Source organism: Pseudomonas nunensis, from assembly GCF_024296925.1.
GTDB classification, from domain to species: Bacteria; Pseudomonadota; Gammaproteobacteria; order Pseudomonadales; family Pseudomonadaceae; genus Aquipseudomonas; species Aquipseudomonas nunensis.
Genome location: NZ_CP101125.1, coordinates 5,025,376 through 5,039,794 on the forward strand (window position 1 = coordinate 5,025,376; position 14,419 = coordinate 5,039,794).

Genomic DNA, 14,419 nt, shown 5'->3' on the forward strand with positions numbered 1-14,419 from the left:
TCAGTTAACCCAGACGCGCGCATTACGGAACATACGCATCCAAGGTGCGTCTTCGTTCCAGTCTTCCGAGCGCCACGAGTTCTGCACGGCGCGGAACACACGTTCCGGGTGCGGCATCATGATGGTTACGCGACCGTCGCGGCTGGTCAAACCGGTGATCCCGCGCGGCGAGCCGTTCGGGTTGGCCGGGTATTTCTCGGTGACCTTGCCGTGGTTGTCGACGAAACGCATGGCCACGCAACCCGACAGATCGGCTTCCAGCAACGCTTCTTCGCTGGCGAACTCGGCGTGACCTTCACCGTGAGCGATGGCGATCGGCATGCGCGAACCGGCCATGCCTTGCAGGAAGATCGAATTCGATTCCTGAACCTGAACCATGGCGACGCGGGCTTCGAACTGCTCGGAACGGTTGCGCACGAAGTGCGGCCAGAACTCGCTGCCCGGGATCAGCTCGTGCAGGTTGGACATCATCTGGCAACCGTTGCACACGCCGAGGGTGAAGCTGTCGTTACGTTCGAAGAAGCCCTGGAACGCATCGCGAGCACGGCTGTTGAACAGTGCGGATTTGGCCCAGCCTTCACCGGCACCCAATACGTCGCCGTAGGAGAAACCGCCGCAAGCGACCATGCCCTTGAAGTCGTTCAGGTCGACACGGCCGGCCAGAATGTCGCTCATGTGCACGTCGATCGCGTTGAAACCGGCGCGGTCGAAGGCAGCAGCCATTTCCACCTGACCGTTGACGCCCTGCTCACGCAGTACGGCAACCTGTGGGCGGATGTTTTTCTTGATGTAAGGCGCGGCGACGTCCTGGTTGACGTCGTAGCTCAGCTTGACGCTCAGGCCTGGGTTGTCTTCTTCCAGCAGCACGTCGAACTCTTGCTCGGCGCAGTCGGCGTTGTCACGCAGACGCTGGATCTGGTAGCTGGTTTCAGCCCAGGTACGTTGCAGCAGACGACGCTGGCCTTCGAAAACGGTTTCGCCGTTGAAGGTGATGTTGATCTGGCCGTTGTTCATCGGCTGACCGATCACCGACACGCAGTCACCCAGACCGGCCGCGCTGAATTGCGCGAGGATGTCTGGAGTAGCGTCCTGGCGAACCTGGATCACCGCGCCGAGTTCTTCGTTGAACAGAATCGCAGCGATGTCGGCGGACGTTTCCGCCAGGCCATCGAGGTTCAGGCTCAGACCGCAGTGACCGGCGAAGGCCATTTCCACGGTGCTGGTCAGCAAACCACCGTCGGAACGGTCGTGGTAAGCCAGCAGGTGACCGTCGGCGTTGAGGCCCTGGATCACGGCGAAGAAGGCTTTCAGGTCTTCGGCATCATCGACGTCCGGCGCTTGCGAGCCGAGCTTGCCGTGAACCTGGGCCAGGATCGAGGCACCCATGCGGTTCTGGCCACGGCCCAGGTCGATCAGGATCAGGTCGGTGGTGCCCTTGTCCATGCGCAGTTCCGGGGTCAGGGTCTGACGGATGTCAGCCACTGGCGCGAAACCGGTCACGATCAGGGACATTGGCGAAGTGACAGTCTTGTCGACGCCTTCATCGTTCCAGCGCGTGGCCATGGACATCGAGTCCTTGCCCACCGGAATGGTAATGCCCAGGTCCGGGCACAATTCCATGCCGACTGCTTTCACGGTGTCGTACAGACGCGCGTCTTCACCCGGGTGACCGGCGGCGGACATCCAGTTCGCCGACAGCTTGATGTCGGAGATCTTGTTGATGCGCGACGCAGCGATGTTGGTCAGGGTTTCGCCGATGGCCATGCGGCCCGACGCCGGAGCGTCCAGCAGGGCCAGCGGAGTGCGCTCGCCCATGGCCATGGCTTCACCGGTGTAGACGTCGAAGCTGGTGGCGGTGACGGCAACGTCGGCCACCGGAACCTGCCACGGGCCGACCATTTGGTCACGGGCCACGAGGCCGGTGATGGTGCGGTCGCCGATGGTGATCAGGAAGCTTTTGCTTGCGACAGCCGGGTGATGCAGAACGCGTTCAACGCAGTCGGCAATCTCCAGCGTCGACGGATCGAAGTCGTCGCCCAGTTCGTTTTCACGAACGGCAGAACGGTGCATACGCGGGGCTTTGCCCAGCAGCACTTCGAGGGGCATGTCCACCGGGCTGTTGCCGAAGTGGCTGTCGGTGACCGTCAGTTGCGGCTCGGCAGTGGCTTCGCCGACGACGGCAAACGGGCAGCGCTCACGTTCGCAGATCGCCTGGAAGCGTTCGAAGTCCGCCGGGCCAACCGCCAGAACGTAGCGTTCCTGGGATTCGTTACTCCAGATTTCGTGCGGGGCCATGCCCGGCTCGTCGTTTGGAATGTTGCGCAGTTCGAAGCGGCCACCACGGTTGCCGTCGTTGACCAGTTCCGGGAAGGCGTTGGACAGACCGCCCGCACCCACGTCGTGGATGAAGCTGATCGGGTTGTTTTCACCCAGTTGCCAGCAACGGTCGATGACTTCCTGGCAGCGGCGTTCCATTTCAGGGTTTTCGCGCTGTACGGATGCAAAGTCCAGGTCCGCCGAGCTAGTGCCGGTGGCCATGGAGGAAGCCGCGCCGCCGCCCAGGCCGATCAGCATCGCCGGGCCACCAAGAACGATCAGCTTGGAGCCGACGGTGATCTCGCCTTTCTGTACGTGTTCGGCACGGATGTTACCCATGCCGCCAGCCAGCATGATCGGCTTGTGGTAACCGCGAACTTCGTCGCCACGCGGGGTGGTGATCGACTGTTCGAAGGTACGGAAGTAACCGGTCAGGGCTGGACGACCGAATTCGTTGTTGAACGCGGCGCCACCCAGTGGGCCTTCGATCATGATGTCCAGCGCGGTGACGATACGCTCAGGTTTGCCGTACGGCACTTCCCACGGCTGTTCGAAGCCCGGGATCTGCAGGTTGGATACGGTGAAACCGGTCAGGCCAGCCTTTGGCTTGGCGCCACGACCGGTAGCGCCTTCGTCGCGAATCTCGCCACCGGAACCGGTGGATGCACCCGGGAACGGGGCAATCGCGGTCGGGTGGTTGTGAGTCTCGACTTTCATCAGGATGTGCACCGGTTCCTGCACCGCGCCGTACTGGCGGGTTTCAGGGTCCGGGAAGAAACGGCCGGCAACGTTGCCGACGATCACAGAAGCGTTGTCCTTATAAGCCGACAGAACGCCTTCGCTGTGCATCACGTAGGTGTTCTTGATCATGCCGAACAGGCTTTTTTCCTGGCTCTGGCCGTCGATGTCCCAACTGGCGTTGAAGATCTTGTGACGGCAGTGCTCGGAGTTCGCCTGGGCGAACATCATCAGTTCGATGTCGTGCGGGTTGCGCTTCAAGCCGACGAAGGCGTTGACCAGGTAATCGATCTCGTCTTCGGCCAGGGCCAGGCCCAGCTCGGTGTTGGCTTTTTCCAGCGCGGCGCGGCCGCCACCCAACACGTCGATCGCGGTCAGGGGCTTGGGCTCGGCATGGCTGAACAGGCCGGCAGCCTGTTCGAGGTTGCCCAATACGATCTGGGTCATGCGGTCGTGCAGCACATCGGCAATCAGCTGCGCGTCGGCGTCGCTGAACTGGCCAGCCACGTAGAACGCGATGCCGCGTTCCAGGCGCTGGATTTTGCTCAGGCCGCAGTTGCGAGCGATGTCGCTGGCTTTACTGGACCATGGCGAAATGGTGCCGAAACGCGGCAACACCAGGAAAAGACGTCCGGTCGGTTCTTGCACCGGGACACTTGGGCCGTACTTCAGAAGGCGCGCAAGCACCTGCTGTTCGTCGCCGGTCAGGACGCCGGTGACTTCGGCGAAGTGAGCGAATTCAGCATACAAGCCGCTGACAGCCGAAACTTTCTGGCTCAGTTGCTCAAGGAGTTTGCTGTGGCGAAAGGCAGAAAGGGCAGGAGCGCCGCGCAGGATCAACATCTTCGGGACAGCCTCGGGAAGGGGTGTGCTTTGAGGCCGTGCATTCTAGCCTAAACAGCTCGCGACATCACCCGAAACGGTACGGGCGGCATGACCCGGACGTCGGGCAGGGTATCGGGGCCCGGAATGGGTGCTTATCAGGGGTTATTTTTTCTGTCACAAAATGCGCTTTCGGCCCATTCCTGCGGGCTCCGGACGGGTTTTCGACTCTCTAGCAGACTCGCCCTTCTCTGTCGAGATATGGCGCTTGCGGTCCTTTGCGTATACTGCGCAGATGTTTTCCCCAACGGCTTTGCGTCCGCGGTACGCCAAATGGCTGATCGCAACCGGACTCTTCCTGATGCTCAGTGGCTGTGTTGATAAACCCAACACGCTGGAGCGCGTAAAGGAGGATGGCGTGCTGCGGGTGATTACCCGGAACAGTCCCGCCACCTACTTTCAGGATCGCAACGGTGAAACCGGCTTCGAATACGAGCTGGTGAAGCGCTTTGCCGACGATCTGGGGGTCGAACTCAAAATCGAGACGGCTGACAACCTCGACGACCTGTTCAATCAGGTGGGCAAGCCTAACGGCCCGGTGCTGGCTGCTGCCGGTCTGGTCAGCAGCGAGCAACGCAAGAAGCAGGTACGGTTTTCCCACTCCTACCTCGAAGTCACCCCACAGGTCATTTACCGCAACGGCCAGTCACGGCCTACGGATGCCGGCGACCTGGTCGGCAAGAAGATCATGGTGCTCAAGGGCAGCACCCACGCCGAACAACTGGCGGAGCTGAAAAAGAAATATCCAGGCATCGAGTACGAAGAGTCTGACGCGGTTGAAGTCGTCGACCTGCTGCGGATGGTGGATGAAGGCCAGATCGATCTGACCCTGGTCGACTCCAACGAAGTGGCGATGAACCAGGTCTACTTCCCGAACATCCAGGTCGCTTTCGACCTCGGCGACGCCAGCAATCAGAGCTGGGCCGTGGCCGCCGGGGAAGACAACAGCCTGCTCAACGAGATCAACGCCTACCTCGACAAGGTGCAGAAGAACGGCACCCTGCAACGCTTGAAAGACCGTTATTACGGTCACGTCGATGTCCTCGGCTACATGGGCGCCACCACGTTCGCGCAGCACTTGCAGCAACGCCTGCCCAAATACGAACAGCACTTCAAGAACTACGCCAAGAAAGAGAAAGTCGACTGGCGCCTGCTGGCGGCGATCGGCTATCAGGAATCGCTATGGCAACCGGCGGTCACGTCCAAGACTGGCGTGCGCGGCCTGATGATGCTGACCCAGAACACGGCGCAAGCCATGGGCGTATCGAATCGTCTTGATCCCAAGCAGAGCATCATGGGCGGCGCCAAGTACCTGGCTTACATGAAGGATCAACTGGACGAGTCGATCCAGGAACCGGATCGCACCTGGTTTGCCCTGGCGGCCTACAACGTCGGCAGCGGTCACTTGGATGACGCGCGCAAACTGGCGGCCAAGGAAGGGTTGAACCCGGATAAATGGCTGGACGTGAAGAAGATCCTGCCACGGCTTTCCGAGAAGAAGTGGTTCAGCAAGACCCGCTATGGCTACGCCCGTGGCGGCGAGCCGGTGCACTTCGTGGCGAACATCCGTCGTTACTACGACATCCTGACCTGGGTGACCCAGCCGCAGCTTGAAGGCGATCAAGTGGCCGAAGGCAACCTGCACGTGCCGGGGATCGACAAGACCAAGCCGAATCAGGAAACGCCACCGCTCTAACAGTCACCACAAACCAATGCGGGAGCGGACTTGCTCGCGAATACGGTTCAACATTCAACATCGTCGTTGACTGTCACACCGCTTTCGCGAGCAAGCCCGCTCCCACATTTTGGTTTTGTGTTTGGCTTTTAAGCTTTTGCGGCGGCAGCCAGAATCAATGCCTTCATTTCCGACACCGCCGACTTGAACCCGACAAACAGCGCATGCGCCACCAGCGCGTGGCCGATGTTCAGTTCATTGATGCCCTTGATCGCGGCCACGGCTTCGACGTTGTGGTAATGCAGGCCATGGCCGGCATTTACGATCAAGCCTTGAGTCATGCCAAACGCCACGCCATCCGCTACGCGCTTCAGTTCCTCAGCCACGTCGGTCGGCGTCTCGGCATCCGCGTAACGGCCGGTGTGCAGTTCGATGGCCGGCGCGCCCACACGTTTGGACGCCGCGATCTGCCGCTCATCGGCATCGATAAACAGCGACACTTCGCAACCGATCTTCGACAGGCGCTCCACCGCGGCCTTGATCCGCGCTTCCTGCCCGGCCACGTCCAGGCCACCTTCGGTGGTCAGTTCCTGGCGGGTTTCCGGCACCAGGCAAATGTGCGCCGGGCGGATGCGTTCGGCGAACGCCATCATTTCTTCGGTGACGCCCATTTCGAAGTTCATGCGGGTTTGCAGCACATCCTTGAGCAGCAGCACGTCGCGCTCCTGGATGTGTCGGCGGTCTTCGCGCAGGTGCACGGTGATGCCGTCAGCGCCCGCCTCTTCCGCGTCCAGTGCTGCCTTGACCGGATCCGGGTAACGCGTGCCCCGGGCCTGGCGCAGGGTGGCAACGTGGTCGATGTTCACGCCAAGAAGAATGCGATTGCTGGTGGTCACGGAAGCGCTCCTGAAGAAGAGGAAATTCGGTGCACAGCATACACGGGGATTTTACGGCTTTCGAAACAACTCTCGGGAAACCAGCGGCCGACCGCCCAGATGCACGGCCAACGCCTGACGCATCAGACGCTTAGCGGCCGATAGCGCGCCAGGGGCCGACCAATCGGCCTCGGCCATGGCCAGCAACTCGGTGCCGTTGAACAGACCGGGTTGCAGCAGGTAGACGCGCTCCAGACCCGCATCCACCTGCAAACGATAGAGCCCGTCTGGGGCGATGGGCTCACCGTTGATGTCGGTGTTCAGCGCGAAGCCGTAGCCGAGATCGTCCAGCAGTCGCCATTCGAAGGAGCGCAGCAACGGTTCCAGCGGACGACCTTCAGCCAACGCAAGCAGGGTCGCGGCGTAGTGATCGAACACGCCGGGGTGCGGATCTTCAGCCGGCAACAGGCGAATCAGCAGTTCATTGAGGTAGAGACCGCTGAACAGCGCCTCGCCGATAAGCCATGTAGAAGTCCCCGAGCTTTCCATGCGCCCGACATTCTTCAGCTCACCCCGCCCACGGAATTCGACTTCCAGCGGCACAAACGGCCGCGCCAGTGTCCCGGCCTTGCCCCGCGCACTGCGCAACACCGCCCGCAGCCGACCTTGCGGCGTGAGGAAATCCAACAGCGCACTGGTTTCACGGTAGGCGCGGCTGTGGAGCACGTAGGCGAGTTGGCCGATTGGCTGGGACATGGAGCTCTCAATGGCGGAACGCAGTTTTTACAAACAACCCAAAACCAAATGTGGGAGCGGGCTTGCTCGCGAAAGTGGTGTGACAGTCAACATCAATGCTGAATGTTACATCGTCTTCGCGAGCAAGCCCGCTCCCACAGGGGTTCACTGGTATAGCTGGAACCGGGTGTTACAGGTCGCCATACCCCAGCGAACGCAGGGCGCGTTCGTCGTCGGACCAGCCGCCTTTCACTTTCACCCAGAGGTTGAGCATGATCTTGGAGTCGAACAGCAGCTCCATGTCCTTGCGCGCCTCGGTGCCGATACGCTTGATGCGCTCGCCCTTGTCGCCAATGATGATCTTCTTCTGGCCGTCACGTTCGACGAGGATCAAGGCATGGATGTGCAGGGTTTTACCCTGCTGCTTGAACTCTTCGATTTCGACGGTGATCTGGTACGGCAGCTCGGCGCCCATCTGGCGCATGATTTTTTCGCGCACCAGTTCAGCGGCGAGGAAACGGCTGCTGCGGTCGGTGATCTGGTCTTCCGGGAAAAAGTGCTCGTTCTCCGGCAGGTAACCAGCGATCACGCGCTCCAGTGCTTCGAGGTTGTGCCCGTGCTGGGCCGAGATCGGCATGATCTGCGCGTTCGGCAGCTGTTCCTGCAACCAGCTCAGGTGTGGCATCAGCTCGGCTTTGTCTTCGATGCGGTCAGTCTTGTTCAGCGCCACGATCAAAGGACCGGTGACGTACTGGACGCGCTCGAGGACCATCTGGTCTTCGTCGGTCCACTTGGTACGGTCAACCACGAAGATCACCACGTCGACGTCTTTCAACGCCGCCGAAGCGGTCTTGTTCATGTAGCGGTTCAGGGCTTTCTCGCCACCTTTGTGCATGCCCGGGGTATCGACGTAGACGGCCTGGATGGCGCCTTCGGTCTTGATGCCCAGCATGTTGTGACGGGTGGTTTGCGGTTTGCGCGAGGTGATCGCCAGTTTCTGACCCAGGATGTGGTTCAGCAGCGTGGACTTGCCCACGTTGGGACGGCCGACGATGGCAACATAGCCACAGCGTGTTGCGGTTGTATCAGTCATTGCCATTCTCCACACCCAGGGCAATCAGTGCTGCGGCGGCCGCTACCTGTTCGGCAATACGACGACTCACACCCTGACCTCGGCTTTTTTCATTCAATAAGGTGATTTCGCATTCGACGAAGAAGACTCGGCAATGCGGTTCACCCTGGATATCCACCACTTCGTAACGTGGCAGCTCACAGCCCCGGGACTGCAGGAATTCCTGCAGGCGGGTTTTCGGATCTTTGTTGGTGTCGACCAGGGTCAGGCCCTCGAACTCCCCGGTCAGCCAGGCCAGCACGCGTTCGCGCGCCATGTCCATGCCGGCATCCAGGTAGATCGCACCAATCAACGCTTCCAGGGCATCGGCCAGAATCGACTCGCGACGGAAACCGCCACTCTTCAATTCACCGGAACCCAGACGCAGGTAATCGCCCAGATCAAAACCACGGGCCAGTACGGCCAGGGTCTCACCTTTCACCAGGCGTGCGCGCAAACGCGACAACTGGCCTTCGCGGGCCAGCGGGAAGCGATCGAACAACGCCTCGCCGGCAACGAAGTTGAGGATGGCATCACCGAGGAATTCCAGGCGTTCGTTGTTGCGCCCGGCAAAGCTGCGGTGAGTCAGGGCCAGGACCATCAGTTCCTGATCCTTGAAGGTGTAGCCGAGCTGACGCTCTAGACGACTTAAGGAGACGCTCACGGTTTACCCACGCTGAGTTCGTGGTTGGATTCCACCGCCATCGCCTTGATGCGGCGCAGGCTTGGGACAATTAACGCTGTGTTCAAAAATAACGTCCTGAATATCATTGGCTTCATGCCTTCGGGGTCGATTGTGGCGACTCCAGAAATGCATTCGGCGCTGTGTTCAACAGCGCCGTGTGTGATTACTTGATCAGGCCAACCCGCGAGAAATTCGGCAGGTGACTGAGTTTAGGTTCCGGCCAGCTCATCCAGACTGCGAAGGCCTTGCCGACGATATTCTTGTCGGGAACCATGCCCAGCAGATCCTTGGGAATCGTTGGATCATCCCAGTAGCGACTGTCGTTGGAGTTGTCGCGGTTGTCGCCCATCATGAAGTAGTGCCCGGCAGGCACGGTCCAGGTATGGTCCGGCGTTGCGCGGTAGCGGCTCATTTCCTTGCGGATCAAGTGCTCGGCCGCGCCGAGTTTTTCCTTGTAGAGCTCGGCGCTGCCCAACGTGCCCGGCTCGGAGCCGACCAGTTGCTCGGCGATCGACTCGCCGTTGACGAACAGGCGCTTGTCGGCGGTGTAGCGAATTTGGTCACCCGGCAGGCCCACTACACGCTTGATGTAGTTGACGTTCGGATCACTCGGATAGCGGAACACCATCACATCGCCGCGTTGCGGATCACCGACTTCGATGACTTTCTTGTCCATCACCGGCAAGCGGATCCCATAGGAAAACTTGTTCACCAGGATGAAATCGCCAACGTCCAGGGTCGGTTTCATCGAGCCGGAAGGAATCTGGAACGGTTCCACAAGGAACGAACGCAGCACCAGCACGATGAACAACACCGGGAAGAACGACTTGCCGTATTCAACCAGCAGCGGCTCTTTGTTCAGTTTCTCGACCACCACCCCATCAGGCTGGCTGACGCTGCCCTGATAGGAGGCAATGGCGGCACGCCGACGCGGCGCCAGGAAAACCAGATCGAGCAACGCCAACAGGCCGCAGACGAACACGGCGATGACCAGCAACAGCGGGAAATTTAGTGACATAGGACCTAACTATCCAACCTGAGCACTGCAAGGAAGGCTTCTTGTGGAATTTCCACGTTACCGACTTGCTTCATGCGTTTCTTACCGGCCTTTTGCTTTTCCAGCAGTTTTTTCTTACGGCTAACGTCACCGCCGTAGCATTTGGCCAATACGTTCTTTCTGAGAGCCTTGACGGAGGTCCGCGCAATGATCTGCCCGCCAATGGCGGCCTGGATCGCGACGTCGAACATCTGGCGCGGAATCAGTTCTTTCATCTTCTCGGTCAACTGGCGACCTTTGTAGTGCGCGTTATCCTTGTGCACGATCAGCGCCAGGGCGTCGACCTTGTCACCGTTGATCAGCACATCCAGTTTCACCAGATTAGCTGATTGATAACGATCGAAATGGTAGTCCAGCGAAGCATAGCCGCGACTGGTGGACTTCAGACGGTCGAAGAAGTCCAGGACCACTTCGTTCATCGGAATATCGTAGGTCACCTGGACCTGAGACCCGAGGAACAGCATGTCGTGCTGCACGCCACGCTTCTCGATGCACAGGGTAATGACGTTGCCCAAGTGCTCTTGCGGCACAAGAATATTGGCCCGCACGATCGGTTCACGCATGTCTTCGATCGAGGACAGGTCTGGAAGCTTCGACGGGTTATCGACGTAAATCGTTTCACCGGTTTTCAGCAACAGCTCGAAAATAACCGTCGGCGCCGTGGTGATCAGGTCCAGGTCGTACTCGCGCTCGAGGCGCTCCTGGATGATTTCCATGTGCAGCATGCCGAGGAACCCGCAACGGAAGCCGAAGCCCAGTGCGTCGGAGCTTTCCGGGGTGTACTGCAGCGACGAATCGTTGAGGGTGAGCTTTTGCAGGGCTTCACGGAAATCTTCGAAGTCGTCGGAGCTGACCGGGAACAGACCGGCGTAAACCTGCGGCTGAATGCGTTTGAAGCCGGGCAGCACGTCAACGTCGGGAGTGGAGCTCAAGGTCAGGGTGTCACCAACCGGTGCACCGTGGATGTCCTTGATACCGGCGATGATGAAGCCCACTTCGCCGGCCTTCAGGTCAACGGTGGCGGTGTGTTTCGGGTTGAAGACACCGACGCTGTCCACCAGGTGGATCTTGCCGGTGGACTTGACCAGGATCTTGTCGCCCTTACGCACGCGACCGTGGCGCACACGTACCAGGGAAACAACGCCCAGGTAGTTGTCGAACCAGGAGTCGATGATCAACGCTTGCAGCGGATCTTCGTAGTTGCCGGTCGGCGCAGGAATGGTGTGAACCAGGCGCTCGAGTACTTCGTCGACGCCCAGGCCAGTCTTGGCGCTGCACTCGACCGCATCGGTGGCGTCGATGCCGATGATTTTTTCGATTTCTTCTTTGACGCGGTCCGGATCAGCCTGTGGCAGGTCGATCTTGTTCAGGACCGGCATGACTTCCAGGCCCTGCTCGATCGCCGTGTAGCAGTTGGCAACCGACTGCGCTTCAACGCCCTGACCGGCATCGACCACCAGCAATGCACCTTCACAGGCCGCCAGCGACCGGCTGACTTCATAGGTGAAGTCAACGTGGCCCGGGGTGTCAATGAAGTTCAGCTGGTACTTGATGCCATCGCGAGCGGTGTAATAAAGGGTGACGCTGTGGGCCTTGATGGTGATCCCGCGTTCACGTTCCAGGTCCATGGAGTCCAGCACTTGGGCTTCCATTTCGCGCTCGGCAAGGCCGCCGCACATCTGGATGAAGCGATCGGCCAGCGTCGACTTGCCATGGTCAATGTGGGCGATGATGGAGAAATTGCGGATATGACTCAAATCACTCACGGATCAACACTCAAAAAGGCTGCAGGCATAGCCCGCCGAAAAATAGCCGGGAATTGTACCTGATCCACGGCGCAAGCGTCACGTTCGCAGGTCAGACGGCTAATACAAAAACGCCCCGGTCTTGCGACAAGGGCGTTTTTTACGAGCGGCAAGGTCAGGAAAACCCCGGAATCAACCGGCCCGACGCAACAACCAGACCCCGGCCAAGGCACAGACCCCGGCCGGCACCAGCACCGCAAACAGCGGCGAGAAACCGAACACCAGGCTCGAAGGCCCGAGCAAATCCTGGACGATACGGAAGGTGAAGCCCACCAACACACCGGTAAACACCCGCTGACCCAGGGTCACCGAACGCAACGGACCGAAGATGAAGGAAATCGCCATCAGCACCAACGCGGCGGTCACCAGCGGTTGCAACACCTTGACCCAAAATGCCAGCCAGTAGCGACCGTTGGCCAGACCCTGGTCAGCCAGGTAATGGATGTAGCCCCACAAGCCGCTGATCGACAGCGACTCTGGCGCCATTACCACGGTGCTCAGCAACTGCGGGCTCAAGGCCACTTCCCAGCGCTCGACCGGCGTGTTGACCACTTCAGTATTCTTTTCATGGAACAGCGTGGTCGTCACTTCGCTCAGTTGCCAGTGATCCTTGTCGAACTCCGCGCGCTTGGCGAAGCTCGCCGACAGCATGTGGCGCTCTTTGTCGAAGTGGTAACGGGTCACGCCATACAACAGGCCATTAGGCTGCACGGAGTTGACGTGAATGAACTCGTCACCCTGGCGGTGCCACAGGCCGTGTTTGGCGCTTTGCGCATCACCACTGCCCTGGGCCAGCGAACGGTTGGCCTGGGCGGTGACTTCGGTGGCCGGCGCCACGTACTCGCCAATCAGCACACCGACAACCATCAGGATCAGCATCGGCTTCATGACCGCCCAGACAATCCGACCGATCGACACGCCAGCGGCGCGCATGATGGTCAGTTCGCTGTTGCTGGCCAGGCTGCCGAGGCCGATCAGGCAACCGATCAGCGCCGCCATCGGCAACATGTCGTAAAGACGCCGTGGTGCGGTGAGCAGCACGTAGCTCAGGACATCAATCAAGGTGTAGGTGTCGCTGGCGTCGCCCATTTCATCGATGAAGGCAAACAGTGTCGCCAGACCGAGAATAATCCCCAGCACCGCCAGGATCGCGACAAATACGCTGCTACCAATGTAGCGATCGAGCTTAACCACGAGCCACCTCCAGCGCATCGCGGCGACTCGCCAGTTTCAAGCGCATCGGCTCCCAGTAGAGCAAGCCCAGGCCAATAACCAGGAAGATCCCGTGCACCCACCACAGGCCCAGCGCAGCCGGGATCTTGCCCTTCTCGAGGGCGCCGCGAGCGGCAATCAGGATGGTCAGGTAAGCCATATAAAGAAGAATCGCCGGCAACAGCTTGAGGAAACGGCCCTGGCGCGGGTTGACGCGCGACAGCGGCACCGCCATCAGGGTCACGATGAAGACCAGCAACGGCAGGGACAGGCGCCATTGCAGCTCGGTGCTTGAGCGGATGTCATCACTGCCCACCAGGGAGCTGGTGGGCATGGCATCACGGTCGGTCACTTCGTCACTGACGTCAGGCTTGGGCAGCAAAACGCCGTACTCGTCGTACTTGATCTTCCGGTAGTCGGCCTGCCCCGGATTACCGTCGTAGCGGTAGCCATTGTCGAGAATCAGGTAGCGGTTGCCGTCAGGGCGGATTTCCTGACGGCCCTTTTGGGCCACCAACACGGAAATCCCGCGATCCTTCTGGTCGGACGAAATATTCTTTTGCGAAATGAACACGCCACCCAGATTGACGCGGTCATCGGTCAGGGTTTCGGTGTAGGTCACCCGCGTACCGTCGCGCAATGCCTGGAAGCGACCGGGCTCCAGAGTATCGAATTCGGTCAGGGCGTCCTGCTTGTTCAGCAGCAACTGGAACTGATTGGCCCCTTGTGGCGCCAGGCTCAGGCTCAGCCACGCAACCACCAGCGCCACCAGGGTGGCCGGAAACAGGGTGATACGAAACAGACGCTGCTGGCTCATGCCGGTGGCCGACAGCACGGTCATTTCGCTTTCCAGGTACAACCGGCCATACGACAACAGGATCCCGAGGAACAGGCCCAATGGCAGGATCAACTGCAGGAAGCCCGGCAGGCGAAAGCCCATGATCAGGAACAAAGAACCCGGATCCAGTTGGCCCGAAGCCGCCTGCGCGAGGTATTTGATGAAGCGACCGCTCATGATGATGACCAGCAGCACGGCGCTGACGGCGCTCAAGGTCAACAGGACTTCGCGGGATAGATAACGGAAGACGATCAAACCAGACACTCCAGGGTTGTCAGGCTAAGGCGGCCAAACAAACAAACGTATCAGCCGGCCCGCAAGGCAGGGCCGCCGAAAAAGATGGCGCATTATCCTGTGATTGGGTGCGCCTGTCACTGCGCAAGCTCAAGCACGTGCCCAAAGCACCGAAGATCGTACAACCGAGGGTTGTCAGGCGCTGGTAGCGAGGTTCAAACTGCGGCCTTTGTCGCGGGCCGTGACCTGCGTCTTT

General features: G+C 59.9%; 10 protein-coding genes. 1 reads left to right on the forward strand and 9 read right to left on the reverse strand.

What is annotated here, in order from left to right; genetic code table 11:
* Positions 1–3,897 (reverse strand): phosphoribosylformylglycinamidine synthase, encoded by a 3,897-nt coding sequence (gene purL, locus NK667_RS22130; protein WP_054616054.1) that lies wholly within the window; start codon positions 3,895–3,897, stop codon positions 1–3.
* Positions 3,898–4,171: 274 nt separating this feature from the next.
* Between purL and mltF the strand changes: the two genes are divergently transcribed.
* Positions 4,172–5,632, forward strand: a complete 1,461-nt coding sequence (mltF, locus tag NK667_RS22135) for a membrane-bound lytic murein transglycosylase MltF (RefSeq protein WP_054054772.1) — start codon at positions 4,172–4,174, stop codon at positions 5,630–5,632.
* 128 nt (positions 5,633–5,760) lie between these two features.
* Here the strand turns inward: mltF and pdxJ are convergent, their stop codons facing one another.
* The 8 genes from pdxJ to lptF all read right to left on the reverse strand — a co-directional run bounded on the left by pdxJ (position 5,761) and on the right by lptF (position 14,184).
* Entirely contained in the window at positions 5,761–6,507 is a 747-nt protein-coding gene (pdxJ, locus tag NK667_RS22140) for a pyridoxine 5'-phosphate synthase (protein WP_054616055.1), read from the reverse strand.
* 51 nt (positions 6,508–6,558) lie between these two features.
* Positions 6,559–7,242 (reverse strand): DNA repair protein RecO, encoded by a 684-nt coding sequence (gene recO, locus NK667_RS22145; protein ID WP_054616056.1) that lies wholly within the window; start codon positions 7,240–7,242, stop codon positions 6,559–6,561.
* A gap of 169 nt (positions 7,243–7,411) precedes the next feature.
* Positions 7,412–8,314 (reverse strand): GTPase Era, encoded by a 903-nt coding sequence (gene era / locus NK667_RS22150; protein ID WP_054054777.1) that lies wholly within the window; start codon positions 8,312–8,314, stop codon positions 7,412–7,414.
* Positions 8,307–8,996, reverse strand: coding sequence for a ribonuclease III (gene rnc / locus NK667_RS22155; protein WP_054054779.1), 690 nt, complete (start codon positions 8,994–8,996; stop codon positions 8,307–8,309). The genes era and rnc overlap by 8 nt, the downstream gene beginning before the upstream one ends.
* A gap of 184 nt (positions 8,997–9,180) precedes the next feature.
* Complete coding sequence (gene lepB / locus NK667_RS22160) at positions 9,181–10,035, reverse strand: signal peptidase I (protein WP_054054781.1); 855 nt, start codon at positions 10,033–10,035, stop codon at positions 9,181–9,183.
* Positions 10,036–10,040: 5 nt separating this feature from the next.
* Positions 10,041–11,840 (reverse strand): translation elongation factor 4, encoded by a 1,800-nt coding sequence (gene lepA / locus NK667_RS22165; RefSeq protein ID WP_054054783.1) that lies wholly within the window; start codon positions 11,838–11,840, stop codon positions 10,041–10,043.
* 171 nt (positions 11,841–12,011) lie between these two features.
* The gene (gene lptG / locus NK667_RS22170; RefSeq protein ID WP_054616057.1) at positions 12,012–13,073 is read right to left on the reverse strand and encodes an LPS export ABC transporter permease LptG; all 1,062 of its coding nucleotides are present in this window, start codon (positions 13,071–13,073) and stop codon (positions 12,012–12,014) included.
* Complete coding sequence (gene lptF / locus NK667_RS22175) at positions 13,066–14,184, reverse strand: LPS export ABC transporter permease LptF (protein WP_054054787.1); 1,119 nt, start codon at positions 14,182–14,184, stop codon at positions 13,066–13,068. The genes lptG and lptF overlap by 8 nt, the downstream gene beginning before the upstream one ends.
* Between the last annotated feature and the right edge of the window lie 235 nt (positions 14,185–14,419).

What these genes read in the sequence shown, in the direction of transcription:
- purL (WP_054616054.1), bottom strand. Translation starts at nt 3,897, where the DNA reads ATGTTGATCCTGCGCGGCGCTCCTGCCCTTTCTGCCTTTCGCCACAGC.
- mltF (WP_054054772.1), top strand. Translation starts at nt 4,172, where the DNA reads ATGTTTTCCCCAACGGCTTTGCGTCCGCGGTACGCCAAATGGCTGATC.
- recO (WP_054616056.1), bottom strand. Translation starts at nt 7,242, where the DNA reads ATGTCCCAGCCAATCGGCCAACTCGCCTACGTGCTCCACAGCCGCGCC.
- era (WP_054054777.1), bottom strand. Translation starts at nt 8,314, where the DNA reads ATGACTGATACAACCGCAACACGCTGTGGCTATGTTGCCATCGTCGGC.
- lepB (WP_054054781.1), bottom strand. Translation starts at nt 10,035, where the DNA reads ATGTCACTAAATTTCCCGCTGTTGCTGGTCATCGCCGTGTTCGTCTGC.